18 protein-coding genes and 1 pseudogene are annotated in these 17,422 nt (G+C 51.2%); 4 read left to right on the top strand and 15 right to left on the bottom strand.

The annotated features are described in order from the left end of the window. Positions 1-15: 15 nt before the first annotated feature. From L6J37_RS20785 to L6J37_RS20760, 6 genes are all read right to left on the bottom strand, one after another. Positions 16-903: a hypothetical protein gene (locus L6J37_RS20785; RefSeq protein ID WP_237796459.1), complete on the bottom strand. Its 888-nt coding sequence runs from the start codon at positions 901-903 to the stop codon at positions 16-18. A 6-nt stretch (positions 904-909) separates the two neighbouring features. Beyond that, positions 910-1,248 (bottom strand): hypothetical protein, encoded by a 339-nt coding sequence (locus tag L6J37_RS20780; protein ID WP_237796457.1) that lies wholly within the window; start codon positions 1,246-1,248, stop codon positions 910-912. 33 nt (positions 1,249-1,281) lie between these two features. Next, a complete protein-coding gene (locus tag L6J37_RS20775; protein WP_237796455.1) occupies positions 1,282-1,773 on the bottom strand; it encodes a methylated-DNA--[protein]-cysteine S-methyltransferase in 492 nt (163 codons plus the stop codon). Beyond that, on the bottom strand, positions 1,770-3,176 hold the full coding sequence (locus L6J37_RS20770) for a DNA-3-methyladenine glycosylase 2 family protein (RefSeq protein ID WP_237796453.1): 1,407 nt from the start codon (positions 3,174-3,176) through the stop codon (positions 1,770-1,772). Before L6J37_RS20770 ends, L6J37_RS20775 begins: the two co-directional genes overlap by 4 nt. 127 nt (positions 3,177-3,303) lie before the next feature. Further along, on the bottom strand, positions 3,304-3,618 hold the full coding sequence (locus L6J37_RS20765) for a YbjQ family protein (protein WP_027251258.1): 315 nt from the start codon (positions 3,616-3,618) through the stop codon (positions 3,304-3,306). A 111-nt stretch (positions 3,619-3,729) separates the two neighbouring features. Then, a complete protein-coding gene (locus tag L6J37_RS20760) occupies positions 3,730-4,482 on the bottom strand; it encodes a dienelactone hydrolase family protein (protein WP_218384838.1) in 753 nt (250 codons plus the stop codon). 633 nt (positions 4,483-5,115) lie between these two features. On the opposite strand from L6J37_RS20760, the gene L6J37_RS20755 reads away from it, so the two are divergent. The 3 genes and pseudogenes from L6J37_RS20755 to L6J37_RS20745 all read left to right on the top strand — a co-directional run. Further along, positions 5,116-5,448, top strand: a complete 333-nt coding sequence (locus tag L6J37_RS20755) for a YegP family protein (protein WP_218384934.1) — start codon at positions 5,116-5,118, stop codon at positions 5,446-5,448. Positions 5,449-6,282: 834 nt separating this feature from the next. Beyond that, positions 6,283-7,248 (top strand): TDT family transporter, encoded by a 966-nt coding sequence (locus L6J37_RS20750; protein WP_218385176.1) that lies wholly within the window; start codon positions 6,283-6,285, stop codon positions 7,246-7,248. A 184-nt stretch (positions 7,249-7,432) separates the two neighbouring features. Beyond that, a pseudogene (locus tag L6J37_RS20745) lies at positions 7,433-7,575 on the top strand (site-specific integrase); the annotation flags it as partial. A gap of 133 nt (positions 7,576-7,708) precedes the next feature. Here L6J37_RS20745 and L6J37_RS20740 read toward each other — a convergent pair. Next, positions 7,709-9,166, bottom strand: coding sequence for a sensor histidine kinase (locus tag L6J37_RS20740; protein WP_237796452.1), 1,458 nt, complete (start codon positions 9,164-9,166; stop codon positions 7,709-7,711). Beyond that, positions 9,144-9,821: a response regulator gene (locus L6J37_RS20735; RefSeq protein ID WP_237796451.1), complete on the bottom strand. Its 678-nt coding sequence runs from the start codon at positions 9,819-9,821 to the stop codon at positions 9,144-9,146. Before L6J37_RS20735 ends, L6J37_RS20740 begins: the two co-directional genes overlap by 23 nt. Before the next feature lie 155 nt (positions 9,822-9,976). On the opposite strand from L6J37_RS20735, the gene L6J37_RS20730 reads away from it, so the two are divergent. Further along, entirely contained in the window at positions 9,977-10,462 is a 486-nt protein-coding gene (locus L6J37_RS20730) for a GlcG/HbpS family heme-binding protein (protein ID WP_192017239.1), read from the top strand. A gap of 103 nt (positions 10,463-10,565) precedes the next feature. Here L6J37_RS20730 and L6J37_RS20725 read toward each other — a convergent pair whose 3' ends face one another. The 7 genes from L6J37_RS20725 to L6J37_RS20695 all read right to left on the bottom strand — a co-directional run bounded on the left by L6J37_RS20725 (position 10,566) and on the right by L6J37_RS20695 (position 17,095). Next, positions 10,566-11,315, bottom strand: a complete 750-nt coding sequence (locus tag L6J37_RS20725; protein WP_192017240.1) for a carbonic anhydrase — start codon at positions 11,313-11,315, stop codon at positions 10,566-10,568. A 270-nt stretch (positions 11,316-11,585) separates the two neighbouring features. Continuing rightward, a complete protein-coding gene (locus tag L6J37_RS20720; RefSeq protein WP_237796450.1) occupies positions 11,586-12,185 on the bottom strand; it encodes a pentapeptide repeat-containing protein in 600 nt (199 codons plus the stop codon). 135 nt (positions 12,186-12,320) lie between these two features. After that, entirely contained in the window at positions 12,321-12,632 is a 312-nt protein-coding gene (locus L6J37_RS20715; protein WP_237796449.1) for a VOC family protein, read from the bottom strand. A 215-nt stretch (positions 12,633-12,847) separates the two neighbouring features. Continuing rightward, on the bottom strand, positions 12,848-13,951 hold the full coding sequence (locus L6J37_RS20710; protein WP_237796448.1) for an ABC transporter ATP-binding protein: 1,104 nt from the start codon (positions 13,949-13,951) through the stop codon (positions 12,848-12,850). Between the two features lie 5 nt (positions 13,952-13,956). Further along, entirely contained in the window at positions 13,957-14,814 is an 858-nt protein-coding gene (locus tag L6J37_RS20705; protein WP_161458743.1) for a carbohydrate ABC transporter permease, read from the bottom strand. Then, on the bottom strand, positions 14,814-15,731 hold the full coding sequence (locus L6J37_RS20700; RefSeq protein WP_218384944.1) for a carbohydrate ABC transporter permease: 918 nt from the start codon (positions 15,729-15,731) through the stop codon (positions 14,814-14,816). Before L6J37_RS20700 ends, L6J37_RS20705 begins: the two co-directional genes overlap by 1 nt. A 143-nt stretch (positions 15,732-15,874) precedes the next feature. Further along, the gene (locus L6J37_RS20695; protein WP_442957021.1) at positions 15,875-17,095 is read right to left on the bottom strand and encodes an ABC transporter substrate-binding protein; all 1,221 of its coding nucleotides are present in this window, start codon (positions 17,093-17,095) and stop codon (positions 15,875-15,877) included. Positions 17,096-17,422: the final 327 nt, after the last annotated feature.

The following is a 17,422-nucleotide window of genomic DNA, read 5'->3' as shown; positions in this document are numbered from 1 at the left end:
GTCCCTATCCTTCAATTAACTGCATTGCTCAGCATTATCAAGATGTGGTGAGGTTTGTGCAACTATGTCTTTAATCTCCTGAGGCGGCACATATTCATACAGCTCATCAAAAATATCTTTTTTATCACTCGGTATCTGACCATAAGGATAGAAACCATTAATCATAGAGATAATTTTATCTTTGTCCCCTTGTTGACAATATATTGATGTAGAAAAAAAATCATAATCTTCTATTTCAATATTATTCTCATCTTCTTTATAATTTGTATAGCGATGAAATAACAAAAACAAATCCCTTGGTTCATCAGAATCATCATGCTCTCTTAAAAAAAAGATATCATCATAGGTACTGATACGCTGTGACAACATATACTTATCTAAATTCGTTCCGCTCAATACCAGCCAGGTCACGCCCAGCCCGGCAAAACCCGCTAACGCCGACGGACCAATGATAAACACCGCCGCCAGCGAGCCAACAGCGGCAACAGCCAGCAACTTTCTTAGAATTGCGTTGCCTGTTTTTGATGAATGAACATGATCTTCAGTAATCAGACCATAACGGCTCAAGATGTAGTGATGACGAAACCTGGGAAATAAAGTGATCTTTCCAAGGGTGAGGCTTGCAAAAATCACAATACCATACATCGGCCAAGTAAATGGTTCAGTAATTGCAGCGATAACATTAAATTCAAATGCAATCAAAAGTATGAGAAATGAAAACAGCACAGATATTAACGTCATCAACATCACATAATATTTACGCCGACTCGGATAAGGTTGCTGAAAGGCTATGACTTCCCATTCAATTTTATCCGGATCCGAGTTTATTTTTTCATATAGATCTTTAACTTCCATTTCTGTTGGTACCTTAGCTTTTGTCAATGGCCTGCTAACCTGTTCCATTTCTTGTTAACCTTCTATAAAAATACGATTGTCTGGTACAGAAACGGGCAACTGTTCCCTGTTCATACAAGGCTTTTGCTTCATCGTAGGTGTACTGGTGGTCATCCCAGAACATGGAATGCCGGGGTGGGTAAGGAAAAATGGGATCTGCCATACTGACGCTCGTCTTGATTTAATGCTGTTTAATTCAGGGATTCCAGCAATTTTCGCGCCAATAACCAGCGCTTTATAAATCAGTATGTTACCGGATTGGCAAGACCAAACTTGCCAAGAAGTTGGAAAATTTTCTCGTTTTTTGAACCAGACATGCAGTTCATTGAATAAAAAGCCGCGTAAAAACAACATAAGGGGCGAGCACCGCCCCATTTACATTGTAAATTATGCCTTGATACTTAATCCTTCATGCTCAAGCAGCCAGCGTTTTTTATCCAACCCGCCGGCATAGCCGGTCAGGGTGCCGGAGCGACCGATAATCCGGTGGCAAGGCACCACGATAGGGATCGGATTCTTCCCATTTGCGGCGCCCACGGCCCGGACAGCTTTAGGACGGGCGATTTGCAGCGCGACATCTGAATAGGAACAGGTGACACCAAAGGGCACATCCGTAAGTGCCTGCCAGACCTCGCGCTGGAAAGCGGTGCCCGGCATGGAGAGGGGCAAATCAAAATGCTTACGCTGGCCGGCGAAATACTCGTTCAGTTGCTGCACACCCAATTCGGTGACGGCGTTACTGACATCATCAGGGGCGGGCTGTGCGTCGAACTCAATGGTCGTGATGGCCTGATGATCGGCCACCACGGCCAGCCAGCCAATGGGGGTATCAATCCGTTGCCGGAATCGCTGGACAGCCCGCGTCGTGGTTGAGGTCATAACAAACTCCATAAATACAAAGTGAGGTAACTGCGCCAGGGTGCGGCGGCGGTTTCATCAACCGGATTATCCAGTGCCGCCAGCGCTTTCTTCACACCTAAATCACCGGAAAGAAAGATATCCGGGTCGCTGTGACCCCGCATACGCATGTAATGTACCGTCCAGGGGCCAATCCCGGGCAGCGCCAGCATTTCTTTCTCAGGGGCGTCCATACCGAGCGGGTGTGTCTGGGCAAAACCGGCCAGATTTTTCAGGGTTTCCCTGCGTTTCTGTGGCATACCAAGTTGTTGTAAATCCATCTCAAGCACCTGAGCTGGCGTGGGGAAATACTTGAGATCCTCGCCGCTGTCCGGATTCAGCGCGACCAGTTTTTCCACCAGGTTCCGCGCCGCTTTCACCGATACCTGTTGCCCCAATACCGCACGCATACCGGCTTCAAACGGACTCCAGATACCGGGCAGGCGTATTCCTGCATCCGGTTGTGAGGCAGGCATGGACAGGGTCGCCTGACAAATCGCGTTTGCGATACGCTCACTGTCTGCGTCCAGGTCCAGGCAGCGACGGATGTTTCGGATCACAGGTATCAGCCCACTGAGGTTATCAATCTGAAGATCTACATCGAAACAGCATTTTTCAGGGCAGTGAGTTGCAGTAAAGTGTCCCTGATAATGTCTCGTCGCATCACCTGTACGCGAATAAAAAGTGCGGCCGTAGCTGTTTTCTGTTTGCCACTCCAGCCCGGGAATAAGCCGGGCGGCATAAAAACCCTGCACCTGTCGCCAGTCGTAAGGCGGCCGGTAGGCCAGTTGCAGACGAATGCCCTGCCCCGCCCCTTGTTCGGCTTTACCCTGTTTACGCAATTGGGAAGGTGAAAGCGAAAACTGCTTCTGAAAACAGTCGTTGAACCGGCGCACGCTGTGAAAACCACTGGCAAACGCCACTTCTGTGACGGGCAACCGGGTTTCATGCAGGAGTTTTTTTGCCATCAGGCATTGCTGATACAGGCTGTAAGCTTTGGGAGAAAGCCCTGTGGCCTGGGTCACCAACTGACGCAGATAACGGTCGCTCACGCCCAGGCGAGCCGCAAGATGCTCGGTGGACTGAGACATCAATGCCCCTTCATCCAGCAGTGACAAAGCACGCTGCACTGTCGCCCCGGTTCCCAGCCATGCCGGGGAACCAGGAGCACTGTCCGGACGGCAGCGCAGGCAAGGGCGGTAGCCAGCCTGAGCCGCTTCAATAGCGGTGCGGTAGTATTCCACATTCACTTCTTTTGGTGCAGGCGCAGGGCATACCGAACGGCAGTATATGCCGGTGGTTTTCACCGCAGTAAAAAACAGCCCGTCATAACGGGGATCTTTGGCCAGTCTGGCCTGCTGACACTGGGTTGGCGATAAACTCATACACTCAGCCTGTATTACGCAGACGCAATTTCGTAAATCACGCCACTCTTCATCCATGCGCTAAGTGTACGCCTCTGGCCGGGCAAAACTAGCCAGAATCGGAACTCAATAGGAAGGTAAAACGAGATCAGCTCAGCCTGACCGCTGTGCCGTACACCAAAATCTCAGATGCCCCTTGCATGATAGTGCTGGTTGTAAAGCGCATATTCACAATGGCATCCGCTCCCATATGTTCAGCCTCAGCGATGGCTCTGTGCAAGGCCTCTTCACGGGCCTCCACCAGCATTTGAGTGTAACCTCGAATTTCCCCGCCAAAAATGGATTTGAAGCCCGCCATGATATCGCGGCCGACATGCTTGGATTGCACCACGCTGCCACTGACAGTCCCCAGCACTTCTTTAATGGGACGGTGTGCCACATCCGGTGTTGTTACACATAACATAGAAAGCCCTCAATCTGTGGGACAGAAAATTCTGTCCCATTACTATTATTTCAAAGAAATTAATTTTCAGAACACTGTATTTTCAGAGAAATTCAATTTAAGAGCAATAAGTTACCGCTGTTCACTCAGGTATTCCAGAAAACGTTGCCAGGATTTTTTATCGGCGTCTTCACGGTAACGTTCCGATCCGAAAACAGTGAAAGCATGAGGTGCTCCGCTGTAAACTATCATCTCATTGTCAATGCCTGCGCCTTCGAGCGTTTTATTCAAATTGACAAAATCCTCCATAGTCACCGAGGTGTCGGCCGCGCCATGGAACACCAGTACATTGCCTTTCGTCTGGCTGTAATTCTGCCCCTCCGGTGTATCGAGGCCACCGTGGAAACTGACAAAGCCTTTCATGTCTGCCCCGGAGCGGGCCAGCTCTAATACTGCGGCGCCACCGAAACAATATCCCATTGCCACCGCATTGGCGGTATTGCCGCCAATCTGCCTGGCTTGTGCAATCGCCCCTTGCATCAGACTGCGCATTTTATCGCGGTTCTGATATAGCTCGCCGGTCAGCTTCCTCCGGTCTTCCACTTTCTCCGGACGAACACCGGCACCAAACAAGTCAGCCGCGAACACCGCATACCCTTTATCTGCCAGCATCTGCGCCCGTTTAACTTCATAATCGGTCAGGCCATCCCAATCGTGGATCATCAATACCAGCGGCGCATCTTTGGCCGGTGAAATGTAGTAACCCTCGTACTCAGCGCCATCTACTTTATAACGCACTGCTTTGCCTTCATCGGCAACCGCAACCGGTGCCATCAGTACACCTGCCAGTATCGCTGCGGTTCCCAGCACTGCCGTTAATTTCATGCGACTATCCTCATCTTGTTGAAAAACGACTGATTACAAGTGTAGGACAAGTATAAAAACCCGCTAATCGGTACACTTAGAGAACCGGAAAAGCCAATATTACGCTTACCCTCAATACCCTTACTCAACCGATGAAATAATCGCCGACTACGGCATCCGTAATCCCCAAAGTTACCCACTGTTTTTGTGGATAAACTTTTTTCTTCTTTCCAAAACAGTCGTTTAAAAAATGCAAATGCCTTTTACGTCAAAATTATGAATCTTTTTTTTCCGGAGAATGTACTAAAGAGTATCGGCTTCAGCGATCCAAAAGCAGTGCCGTGCCAGGGTGAGAGCATGAGTTAACAAGTTGTAAAATCACCATATAAAAAGCATGTTGGGATCTACAAAAAGAGTGATTTTTAACCGCCTGCCACTGGTGTGAAATGCATGAGGTGTCTAATTATTACTCAACCAGCCCGAGAGAACTTACGTGCGTTCAAAAAGTAAACATACGTGCTCTCACCCTGAGTGCCGTGCATAAGCCCTTTCAGTTGACAATTCGAAACGGACTTGTTTACGACAAATATCACTCTTTTTTGTAAAAACAGGACTAATCTTTATCTAAATTCACGACACAACAAGGAGTTGGACATGGGCAGTTATGAGCTGAAAAAAGCAAAAAATGATCAGATTTATTTTGTACTGAAGGCGGCGAATGGCGAGGTTATCCTCAAAAGTGAAATGTATACCACCAAGGCGGCAGCCAATAACGGGATCAAGTCTGTTCAGACGAATTCTCCCAATGCTGAGCAGTACGAACTAAAAGAAGCCGCAAACGGTCAATTCCACTTCAATCTCAAGGCCAAGAACCACCAGGTTATTGGCAGCAGTGAGATGTACAAATCCAAGTCCGGTGCTGACAACGGTATAAAGTCGGTACAGAAGAATGGGCCAAGCGACAAGATCAAAGATCTCACTGTCTGAACCCCGAAGATCTGGGACTTCACTCCGTCATCTCCATTGGCGGGTGCGAATGGAGATGACCCTTTTCATGGCTTTGGCACGACACTTTTTCATTTTTTTCTGTTCGCCCGCGCCTGCTGCCACCAGCATCGTGACATTTCAAGAACTGCGATTTCTCGCCTATAGTGCGCATGGCCCGCGCGACTCATTGTGATCTTGTTTGAAGACAAGTGAAAACAGGGATTTGATGGCAATTTCCAGCCATAACGCGCAAAAGAAAAGCCGCACGTTGCGTGCGGCTTGTGTACTCTTTTACTACCTTCAGTCTACCTACTCAGCACACTGAGGGCCTTTCTTAACGCGGGCTTCGCCACTCATTACGTTGAGTATGCCGTACTCGATAATCGTCATTCATTTCAATCGAGCATTCTGGTTATTTGGCGAAGAAGTACTAATTGTCTTGTGTTGTTGCATTCCAAATTGTAACACTAAGTTTTCACCGTCTTAGTGTCTTGGTGCTTTAGCGATTGCGTCCTCTGAAGCCGGAAACAACCAAAGAAGCAGGAACATGAGAGTATCGAAGAACAGCTTAATCCTCCAGAAGCTAGAGCATGAAACTCTCTCACTTCACACGCTTCACTATTACTATGGGATCAAATCCTGTATTTCGCAACTTTTGCAGCAATTTTCGGATAAATTTTCCTGACAAGTATCCGCTTTTCACAGGCAGCCCAAACGACTGGCAAACCGCTCAATAACAGTCAGCAAGCAGCATCCTTTTTTCACTATATAGTGTAGAATCCTCCGCTTAACTTCAGGGTCAACACCCGCTAGCAGGACAGAAAAAGAGGAGAAATTGTGGCACTCGGCAAAGCATTTATTCAGGTCCCCACCGCCCAGGCAGCTCTGGCGTTAGCCATTACAGGCACCGGGCTTGCCTGGTCACTGTTTTATCCTGAATTCGGTATCCATGTCCGCTCTGTTTGTGCGCTGATCGGCGCCTGCCTGCTCATTCCTGTGGTGATGAAATACCTGCTCAATCCCAAGCTGTTCTTTTCAGATTTGCACCATCCGCTGTACGGCAGCCTGATGGCGCCTATGTCGATGACAATGCTGGTGCTGGCCGATTATCTGGCAGGTGTTCACCCTGCCAGCGCCCGTATTCTGTGGTATCCGGCACTGGTATTGCACCTCACCATGATGATGTTGTTTTTCAGTTTTCAGATTAATAAATTCCGCATGATACATTTGTATCCGAGCTGGTTCCTTTATCCCGTTGGCGCTATCAGTGGCACGCTGGCAGGCTCACAACTCGGTCACGCTGAATTTTCCATTTTTATGACCAATGTCTGTGTGGCAATTTACTTCTTTATGCTACCCGTGGTGCTGTACCGCTTGTGCTTTGCCGGTCGCCTGCCCCGGGTCGCTCGCCCCACTCTGACCATTATGGCCGCCCCGGTGAACCTGTCGCTGACGGCGTACCTGACGAATCTGGCAAGCCCCGATCCTATTCTTACCGGTGCGCTGGCAGGCATTGGCATCACGATGACGATCTTCGTCTACCTGTGCTATATCGACATCCTCAAATACAGGTTCCAGCCTTCTATGGCAGCGATTACCTTTCCTTCGGTGATCAGCGCCGTGGCTATGCACCGACTGACAGAGTGGCTGCCGGATGATCATGCGTTGTCAAAATACCTCAACCTGGCAGGCGTGATCGAAATCAGCGTCGCGACCCTGCTGATGTGCTGGGTTGGTGCTAACTATGCGCTGTATTACTGGAATTCCTATTTCAGAGAGCCATCAAAAGCCAGCCACTAAACGCGTAAAGGCCCATAATGGGCCTTATTTTTAAGTGTAAGCTGCTGTTTTAACTTGACTAAAACTAGTGTGCGTCCACATTGTGGCCACGGGTTTTAATATGACTGCTTTTGGATTAGTCCCTGGGGATCGCCACTCCCCAAGCAAGAAAAACGTTTAGCTAACCCCTTAAAGTCCTCGCTGCTTTCAGCGTGTCAGGAACAGCTTCGGGATTGAGGATTGGCGTTACCACGACTTACAACGGGAAGGTGCAAGCCACTACAGTTTGAGAGGGGCTACAGTATTGAGGATATAGCACAGGTGGCAGGGCACCGAAACCTGAACATTTCTGGAGCTTATTGCAGAAAAGCTCTGTCTCTCTCGAAGACTATTGCGAAGACTATTGCGAAGGCAGACTCACTGACGCTGAACGCCACCGATCTTGCCGATATCGCTGCTCTGGATCGCGGTCATCGTGTGGCTAATCCAGATTTTTCTCCTGAGCGGGACTGATAGCTCCAGCTGCCAGCGCTTTGGGCAGCCGGACGGTAAAGCGGCTGCCTTTGCCCGGCGCTGAATCCAGTGTGATATGTCCCTGCAAGGTCTTAACCATAGCCACTACGAACGGCAAACCCAGACCGTAGCCGGGCTGATGACGGCTCGCTTCAACCCGGTACAGGCGCTGGAAAATCAGGCTCTGATGCGCTGGTGCAATCCCGATCCCCTGATCCCGGACACTGAACCACACCGCATCATCCTCTTCACCGCACAGCAGAGTGATTTCACCGCCAGGCTGACTGTATTTCAGACTGTTATCCAGCAAGTTAACGGCGATTTGTGTCAGGCGTTTGGGATCGGACTGCAGTAGCACCGGCTGAAGGGCCGACGCATTCAGCGTCATACCGGCATCTTCGGCCACTTCCTCATACCAGGCGGCGACTTCGGCCAGTAACGATGCCAGATTAACCGACGCCAACTGGCAGGGATGACGGCCGACCTGCTCATCATGAATACGCATCAGGGTAGTGAGCATCTGACTGGTTTTCTGTGCTGATTCCGCACAGTCTGATAACGCGGCGGCCAGTTTATGTTGTGACTGCTCACTCTCCTGTTTGCCGCTGTGTTCGCTGAGCGCGGCTTCTGTGGTCAGTATGATACGGGACAGCGGTGTTCTGACATCATGAGCAATCGCATCCACGGTATTATCCATTCCCCGGACGGCCTCCTTCAGACGATTCATCACCTGCTGCACGCTCCGGCTGAGCTGCCCGAACTGCCCTTTGGCTTCAGGAGGCGGCAGATCAGTATCCAGCATGGCATCCAAAGAGCCGTTGCTGATCTGATCCACGCTTTTGGCCAGATTATGCAAAGGCAAGAGTGTGCGACTCAGTAACTGCCAGACCACCAGTGACATCACAGCAACCATAACAGCCAGCGCCACAATCAGCCAACTGCCCTGCCTGAGTAACTGACTGCGCCGCGGGTCACCATCCATTACCAGCCAGTAGCGGGCCGGTTTACCGCTGAGTTCAAGAGTAAGATAAGGGGCATCACTGAATAAGTGATACCACAAACGATTCGCTAACCGGTAGGCCGAGGGGCCGTCTGGCAATACTGTCAGCTCTGCGCCGCTGACCCATTCAAGCTGACCCGTAATCGTCTCTTTTGACACACTGACGGCGTTTTCAATCAGCCGGTTGGGATTACTGACCACCACGTGCTCGAATTTAGTATCTGACTCAAAGGTGAGGATGCGCTGGTATTCCTGCCCGTACGATTCGAGCAGCTTCCTTTCCTGATAATCCAGCTGACAAGTCAGCACCAGCGCCATCACAGTCACTATCAGCAAAAAGCAGACCAACAATGTCAGCAAAAAACGGCGGAACAGTGCACGCTGAGCACCACGTGTGGCCTGTTCAGCCCTGATGTCTGAGCACATAACCCACTCCGCGAATTGTGTGCAGCAGCGGCGTCGCATAGCCTTTGTCGATTTTTCTGCGCAGACGGCAGATAAGTACATCCACCACATTGGTCTGCGGGTCGAACTGAAAGCCCCAGACCTGCTCCAGAATCACGGTTTTTGATAGCACCCGCCCCGGCTGGGTCATCAGCAATTTCAGCAAAGAAAACTCCCTGGATTTCAATGCAATCAGCACGCCGTCCCGCCGGGCTTCCCGCGACAATAAATCCAGCGTCAGCCCCTGATAACTGAGGACATCCGTACCTGAAGCCGCGCTCTGACGCCTGAGCAACGTCTGACAGCGGGCCGCCAGCTCGGCAAACACGAATGGCTTGACCAGATAATCATCGGCACCGGACTGTAACCCCAGCACCCGTTCATCGACCGAATGGCGGGCACTGAGAATAAGCACCGGGGTTGAATGCCCTTCGCCCCGTAATTGCCGCAAAATCGCCATGCCATCCATGACGGGCAGCATCAAATCAAGAATGATCAGATCATAACTTTCCTGGCTGGCAAGCTGATACCCCAGCTTGCCATCGGCGCACACTGTGACCTGAAAATCCAGCTCTTCCAGCCCCTGCCGTACAAACTCACGAATAGAGGGTTCGTCTTCTATCACCAAGATATGCATGCTTATTCCTGAGTGCGCCCGTGTTAGCCAAACCACAGATAATACCATGACGGATCATGGCCTGATGATTACAGTTTGGTAATCTTCGGGCAAGTCTGCGGCAATTGAGACCCAGTAAAGTAGCGTCATTCCCCCATCCCATCAAAGGATATGACATGAAAACTCTCGCACCTCAGCTTTGCCTGGCATTCTCTGTCTTCGCCGCGTCTGCATCCGCAGCAACCACAGTTACCGAGACCCAGCTTGCGTCCGGCACCGCTTTTGAACTGGCACAAGCCGCTGTTGCGCAGTGCGCCAAAGATAACTATGCCGTCACTGCCACTGTGGTTGACCGCTCAGGCCGGGTACTGGCACAACTGCGCCAGAACAATGCCGGACCGCACACCCTGGACAGCTCGCGCAAGAAAGCCTTCACTGCGGTCAGCATGAAGCAACCGACGGCAAACCTGATGACGCTGGTGAACGATAAGCCGCTGATGGCACCGCTGAAAGACATGGATGACAATTTACTGTTCCTGGCTGGCGGCCTGCCCGTTAATGTCAATAATCAGGTCGTCGCAGCCATTGGAGTAGGTGGCGCGCCTGGTGGTCACCTGGATGTAGCCTGCGCCGAAGCGGCGATCAAAGCTGTACTCAAATAATCACAGCAACAAGCCCTGCCGATAACGATTTACCTCTGACAATAACCGGTTCATCTGGCCGGTTATTGTCACTTTTATCCGTCTCCAGACCAGAAATGCTAATTTATGAAGCCACCACCACGCGGCCATTCAGCGGCTGCACAGGACGGTTATTGCTGTGCTTCATGATTTTCATCAGCTCGGTTATCTGACTGGCCGATAGTGACTGAGGCGCTTTCATCACCAGCCAGCGCACCCCTTCCGAGCAGGGCGGTGTGGTCAGCGAGCCGCTGAAGCGATAATAATCCTGTTGTGCGGGAAGAAGCTGGCTGGCATCGACTGGCTGTTTCAGCGCCGCCGTTGCCCCAACCTGTGCCGGAATGTGCGGCCAGATCGAAGCCAGTGCGTGATTGGCGTTGCCTTCTTTAAACATCACTGCAATCACAGCCAGGCTGCCGTTTTTATCAGCATGGACAAAATGCCCTTCCAACGGAAAAGACTCACCCCGGATCAGATTTTCACTGGGGGTGTGAAAGTGAAACTGCTTCAGCTCAAACGGCTCGCCATCAAGCGTGATATAGCTGCCGGTCTGATAATTGACCTGCACTGTGTGACCATCGTTGATTACACTGGCACCAGAAGGCTGGTAACTGATTTCCAGCGGCGCTAGGGCGCCTGCAACGGCAGCGGTTACATCAATCGGGGACTGATTTTTGCCAGTGGCACAGACCTTAAATTCAGGATCCAGTGTCGACCAATGCTTGGGGCCATCGTGCCCGCTATAGCTCCAGTGTGGATTCTCAGCTGCGAGAACCGAACCGGCCTGAAGTGCTGCAATCAAACATGACATAGTTAAAACAAGGTGCTTTTTCATTTTCTCTCCAAACTTTCATCAAAAAAACAAACGTCAGACGATGAACCACGGCCGACATGTCCGGTGTCAGCCAGATAACGTTCAACCACCCTCAAAGGCGGTACATGATAAAAGCGAAGAAAAAAACACATTGTCATAAAAGCGCCATAATGCATCTGTTTTCACATCTGCATCGAAAAACCTGATTGCAATAAATTTTATTACATGAAAATGTGAACAGTTTGTCTCATTTCATCTAATCAGCGGATTGAAAATCGCCCTCAAGCCAGGCTAGTCCACCAGCTCGATGCCCAGGCTTTCCAGCAGATGTAACGCTTCAAAACGGGAGAATTTGGCACCTTCAACCTGATTGTCGAGCACGTGAATGTTGTAATGGGTGGATTCAGTGAAATCGACCCGTCGTAAATCGGAACGCATAAACAGGCTGTGGGTAAAATCGCAGAAGGTCATGACAGAGTCTTTATAGTCGCCATCCCTGAAGTCGACATCGTGCAGCTTGCAATCGTCCAGCCTGAGCTCATTCAATGTCAGGCCGAAAAAGGAAGCGTCATTGAGAATGCATTTCCGGAACCGCAATTCATGATCGATATTAAACGAGGGCCAGTTGGCCTGTGTCCAGTCGATACCTACCAGTTTGCATTCCAGAAAACTAACGTCGAAAAAACGTGTGTGCGGGATCTTCAGCAAACTCAGGTTACATTGATGAAACTGGCAATTGATGAACTTACAGTTTTTGAATACGGCTTCGGTAAAATTACAGTCGTTGAATTCGCAGTCTTCAAATTCAACGTCTGCAAACTCATATAAAGAAAGCGACAGCTTATCGAAGGTTTGGTTGTAGTATTGCTCATCATTGTCGATGTGTTTCACGGTATATCCTTGGTTATCGTTATACTTCTTCATCTGGCAGAAAATGCGGATTCCACACCACTTCCCACACATGCTGGTCCGGATCCTGAAAATAGCCGGCGTAGCCGCCCCAGAAAGTATCCTGCGCGGTTTTGATCACAGTGCACCGGCAGATTCAGCTTGTTTCATGACACTGTCGACCTCTGCTTTCGAACCGACATTGTGCCCCAGCGTAAACCCTGTGGGTGAAGACTCTGACTTAAGCAAGCCGGTATCCTGTGCGATACTGCTGCGCGGCCAGAGCGCCAGCCTGAGCCCCGACTGCAAATCGAAAAAGGCTACCGCACCGTGCTCAAATTCCTGGCCGACAATGCCGTCTGTGTGTAAGCCCAGACCATCCCGGTAAAAACTGACCGCTTGTTCCAGATCATCCACACCGAGTGTCAGGACACTGATTCGGGGTTTCATACTCTGTGCTCCTTATTTTGGCCTGCCTGATTTTTCTCAATCACAGGCTATCAGATTCCTTATCAATCTGCTCAGGCAGACGTTGAAAATATGAATGCCATGTGCCGTGCGGTGTTTCTCTGTCTTGCGTTTTCAACACTGATGTCAGACAAAAAAGCCCGCTCCGGCGCAGACCAGTGCGGGCAAAACAGCTCAAGTGAGCCTTCCCCAAAAAATCAGATGATGCGTTGCTGGGATTGCGCGTCGAAAAACACCGCTTTTGACAGATCGATGTGGAAAGGCATGGTTTCGCCGACCCTAGCCTCATAGTCCGGTGAAATGCGGCACGCCACTTCCTGACCGTTCATGGTGACCATGGCAATGGTGTCCGGGCCTGTCGGTTCCAGCACATCCACGGTCAGCGGCAGCGTGGTACAGCCCTCGCCTTCCACCAGCTGCTCAGTGATGTTTTCCGGACGCAGCCCGATCACAATCGACTGGCCATCGCGTTCACGCAGCGCGGCGGGCAGGGCAAGCAGGTGCGGCTCTCCCGCCACTGTCACGCTGGCAACCGGCTTGTTCTGGGCGTCGAGCTCCACTTTGGCCTGAATAAAATTCATTGACGGCGAGCCCATAAAACCGGCGACAAACATGTTATTGGGCTGATTGTAAATTTCTTTAGGGGTGCCCAGTTGCTGCAGTTCGCCGTCTTTCATCACCGCAATGCGATCGGCCAGGGTCATGGCTTCTATCTGATCGTGGGTCACATACACTATGGTGGTGCCCAGTTGCTGATGCAGACGTTTGATCTGGGTGCGCATTTCAACCCGCAGCTTGGCGTCCAGGTTCGACAACGGCTCATCGAACAGATACAGCTTAGGCTGACGCGCCAGTGCCCGCCCCATCGCCACACGCTGGCGCTGGCCGCCTGACAGTTGCGCCGGTTTGCGATCCAGCAGGTGATCAATCTGCAGCATAGCGGCAACCCGATCCACTTCCTGCGCAATTCTGGCTTTGTCCAGCTTGCGGATTTTGAGACCAAAAGCGATGTTGTCCCGCACCGTCATATTGGGATACAGGGCATAAGACTGGAACACCATGGCGATATCACGATCTTTCGGTTCCACCTGAGCGACATCAACACCATCAATCAGAATCTCGCCGGAGGAGATATCTTCCAGCCCGGCAATGGTATTCATCAGGGTGGATTTGCCGCAGCCGGAAGGGCCAACCAGGATCAGGAATTCACCGGAATCAATGCTGATATCAATCCCCTTCAGGGTCTCAATCTCGGCGTTGCGGTACGTTTTACGAATCTGTTTTAAAGCGAGTGTAGCCATGCTTGTTATCCTTTCACTGATCCCGCGGTCAGACCGCGGACAAAATACTTCCCTGCCAGCACGTACACCAGAAGCGTTGGCAATGCGGCAATAATGGCGGCGGCCATGTCGACGTTGTACTCTTTCACTCCGGTGCTGGTATTGACCAGGTTATTGAGCGCTACCGTGATCGGCTGGGTTTCTGCCCCCGAATACACCACGCCGAACAGGAAATCGTTCCAGATGGCGGTGAACTGCCAGATCACTGTCACCATGAAGATAGGCGTCGACAGCGGCAGCAGAATACGGAAGAAAATAGTAAAGAAACCGGCTCCGTCCAACTTGGCGGCTTTAACCAGCTCATCGGGCACGCCAACATAAAAGTTACGGAAAAACAGTGTGGTAAACGCCAGACCGTAAATCACGTGCACCGTCACCAGACCGGCTGTGGTGTTGGCCAGCCCCAGCATGCCCAGCAAGGCAGCCATGGGTAACAAAATAACCTGAAACGGAATAAAGCAGCCGAACAGCAGCAAGCTGAAAAACAGCTGAGAGCCGCGAAAACGCCATTTGCTGATCACATAACCGTTAAAAGCCCCCAGCAGGGTTGAAATCGCCACCGCCGGGATCACCATCTGGAAAGAATTCCAGAAATAGCCTTTGATACCGTCACAGCTCACGCCAGTACAGGCACCGGACCATGCTTTATGCCAGGCATAGCCCACCCACTCCTGCGGCAAGGACATCAGATTGCCGCTTTTAATATCGGGCAGGGTTTTGAACGAGGTAATGACCATCACAAACAGCGGCATCAGGTACACGACGCAGAAAAAGAGCAGTCCGCTGTAAATCGCCATCCGGCCCAGAGTGAAATGCTTATTCATTATTTCTTCTCCCGCAATTCGGAATAGAGATAAGGCACCAGAATGGCCAGCACGCCAGCCAGCATCATGATGGCACTCGCCGCACCCAAACCGACCTGTCCACGGGTAAAGGAGTGCGCGTACATAAAGAGCGCAGGCAAATCGGAAGAATAGCCCGGACCACCCGCGGTGAGCGCGGTGACCAGATCAAAGCTCTTAATGGCAATGTGTGAGGTGATAATCACCGCACTGAAAAAGACCGGACGCAGACACGGCAGGACGATTTTCCAGTAAATGACAGGCATGCTAGCGCCGTCGATCTGGGCCGCTTTGATGATCGATGAATCGATACCGCGCAGGCCCGCCAGGAACATCGCCATGACAAAACCCGACGACTGCCACACCGCGGCGATCACCAGGGTGTAAATCGACATGTCCTGATCCACCAGCCAGTTGAACTCAAAGCCGGTAAATCCCCAGTCATGCATCAGTTTTTCGATCCCCAGGCCGGGGTTCAGAATCCATTTCCAGGCTGTACCGGTCACAATGAAGGACAGCGCCATGGGATAGAGATAAATCGTCCGGATTGCACCTTCCTGGCGGATATTCTGATCCAGCAAAATCGCCAGACCGACCCCCAGCACAATCGCAATCAGCATAAACATCAGGCCAAAAATACCAAGATTGGTCACCGAGGTGATCCAGCGGTCGTTGTCCATCAGCTTCTCGTATTGCATCAGACCGGCAAAATTAAAGCTGGGCAGAAAGCGCGAGTTGGTCAGCGACAAATAAAATGTCCAAAACATAAAGCCATAAATACAGATCACAGTGACCAGCATGGTCGGCGCCAGCACGATTTTCGGCAGCCATTTCTGTAATCTGTCCGCCAGGCTGGGCCGGGCCGCTTTCTGTTTGGTGAGCGACAAGGTTTGCTCCATAGTGCGTCCTTGATTCTGGTTGCGTCTCAATGATCACCTCTCAGGCACGCGCGTGCCCCGGCCTGAATCGTCTTATTCATTCGCCGCAGAGGTAAAAAAGCATAGGTGAACCGGCGGGCTGAACACCCAGCCCGCCGACAGGGTTACATGGCTGCTTTTACTGCACGAGCCAGCTGTTGCGCGGCTTGCTTAGGATCGGCAGATGTATCGTTGAAGAAGTTGGTCACCACGTCGTAGACCGCACCCTGCACATAGCTGGTCGTGGCCAGGCCATGGGCCATACTTGGGACCAGATCGCCCGTTTGCGCCGAGGCTTTGAAGGTGGCCATTGAATCCAGCGCACACTTGTCGAACTTGTCCATGTTCATGTCCAGACGCACAGGGATCGAGCCTTTATTGAGGTTAAACACTTCCTGGAAGTCTTTATTCAAAATGGTTTTGGCCAGATGTTTCTGGGCCTCTTCGTTGTCTTTGTTGCTCAGTTTGAAGAAGGCAAAGCTGTCAATGTTGAAGGTAAACTGGTTTGCTGTGCCCGGCGCGGGTGCGCAGATGTAATCTTTGCCCGGCTGTTTACCGGCCGCGGCAAATTCACCTTTCGCCCAGTCGCCCATGATCTGCATGGCAGCCTCGCCATTGATCACCATAGAGGTGGCGATATTCCAGTCACGACCCGGCGAGTTATCGTCAATATAGTCATGCATACGCTGGAAAGTCGCAAAAGTTTCGACCATTTTCGGACCGGACAGCACGTCCATATCAAGATCAACGAACGCTTTGTTATAGTCCTGCGAACCTAAGATATCCAGCGCGATAGCTTCAAACAAGGTCGCGTCCTGCCAGGGCTGGCCGCCGTGCGCCAGAGGAATAAAGCCCGCCGCTTTTATCTTCTCGGCCGCGGCAAAAAACGCGTCCATGTTGGCAGGCACTGTCGCACCGGCTTTCTTGAACACCTCAGGGTTGGCCCACAGCCAGTTCACCCGGTGCACGTTCACCGGCACGGCCACATAGTCGCCGTTATATTTCATGACTTTAGTCACCACCGCTGGCAGCACCTTGTCCCATTGACCGGCTTCTGCCACATCATCCAGCGAGGTCAGGAAGCCCAGATCGCCCCACTCCTGAATATCATGACCTTTGATTTGCGCCGCAGAGGGCGGGTTGCCCGACACGGCACGGGTTTTCAGAACGGTCATCGCACTCTCACCGCCGCCACCAGCCACAGCGAAGTCTTTCCAGCTATCGCCCTGCTGCTCCAGCATTTGCTTCAGCACAGCGGCCGATTTCGCCTCACCGCCCGATGTCCACCAGTGCAGTACTTCCACTTCACCGGCATTGGCCGCGGAACTGGCTGCCGCGAATGTCATAGCGATCAGCGATTTTTTCAGAGTAAAGGTACGTTGCTTTGTCATTATTATGCTCTTCCTTGTTTATCAGGGATATGACCGGCGTGTAGGGTACAGAGCGCCGGTTGTTTAGAGTCTACCCAAGCAAGGAAATGGCACTGTAACAAAAGGAAACCCGAACGTAACACGTGCGTAACATTTGGGTGTGTTTTGTTTTTTATCAGCGGGTTAGGGTGTTAAATAGATGCTAAAAAGTGTGAGGTCAGTAAGGGGGATGCGTGAGCGTTTTCAGTAAGGCTGCAGGTATGTCGCGCATGAGATCGGTGTATCTCTGTGGCATTGTGTAAC

The organism is Photobacterium sp. WH77 (assembly GCF_022014395.1).
In the GTDB taxonomy this organism is placed as follows: Bacteria; Pseudomonadota; Gammaproteobacteria; order Enterobacterales; family Vibrionaceae; genus Photobacterium; species Photobacterium arenosum.
This window is presented reverse-complemented; position numbering and strand designations above follow the sequence as displayed.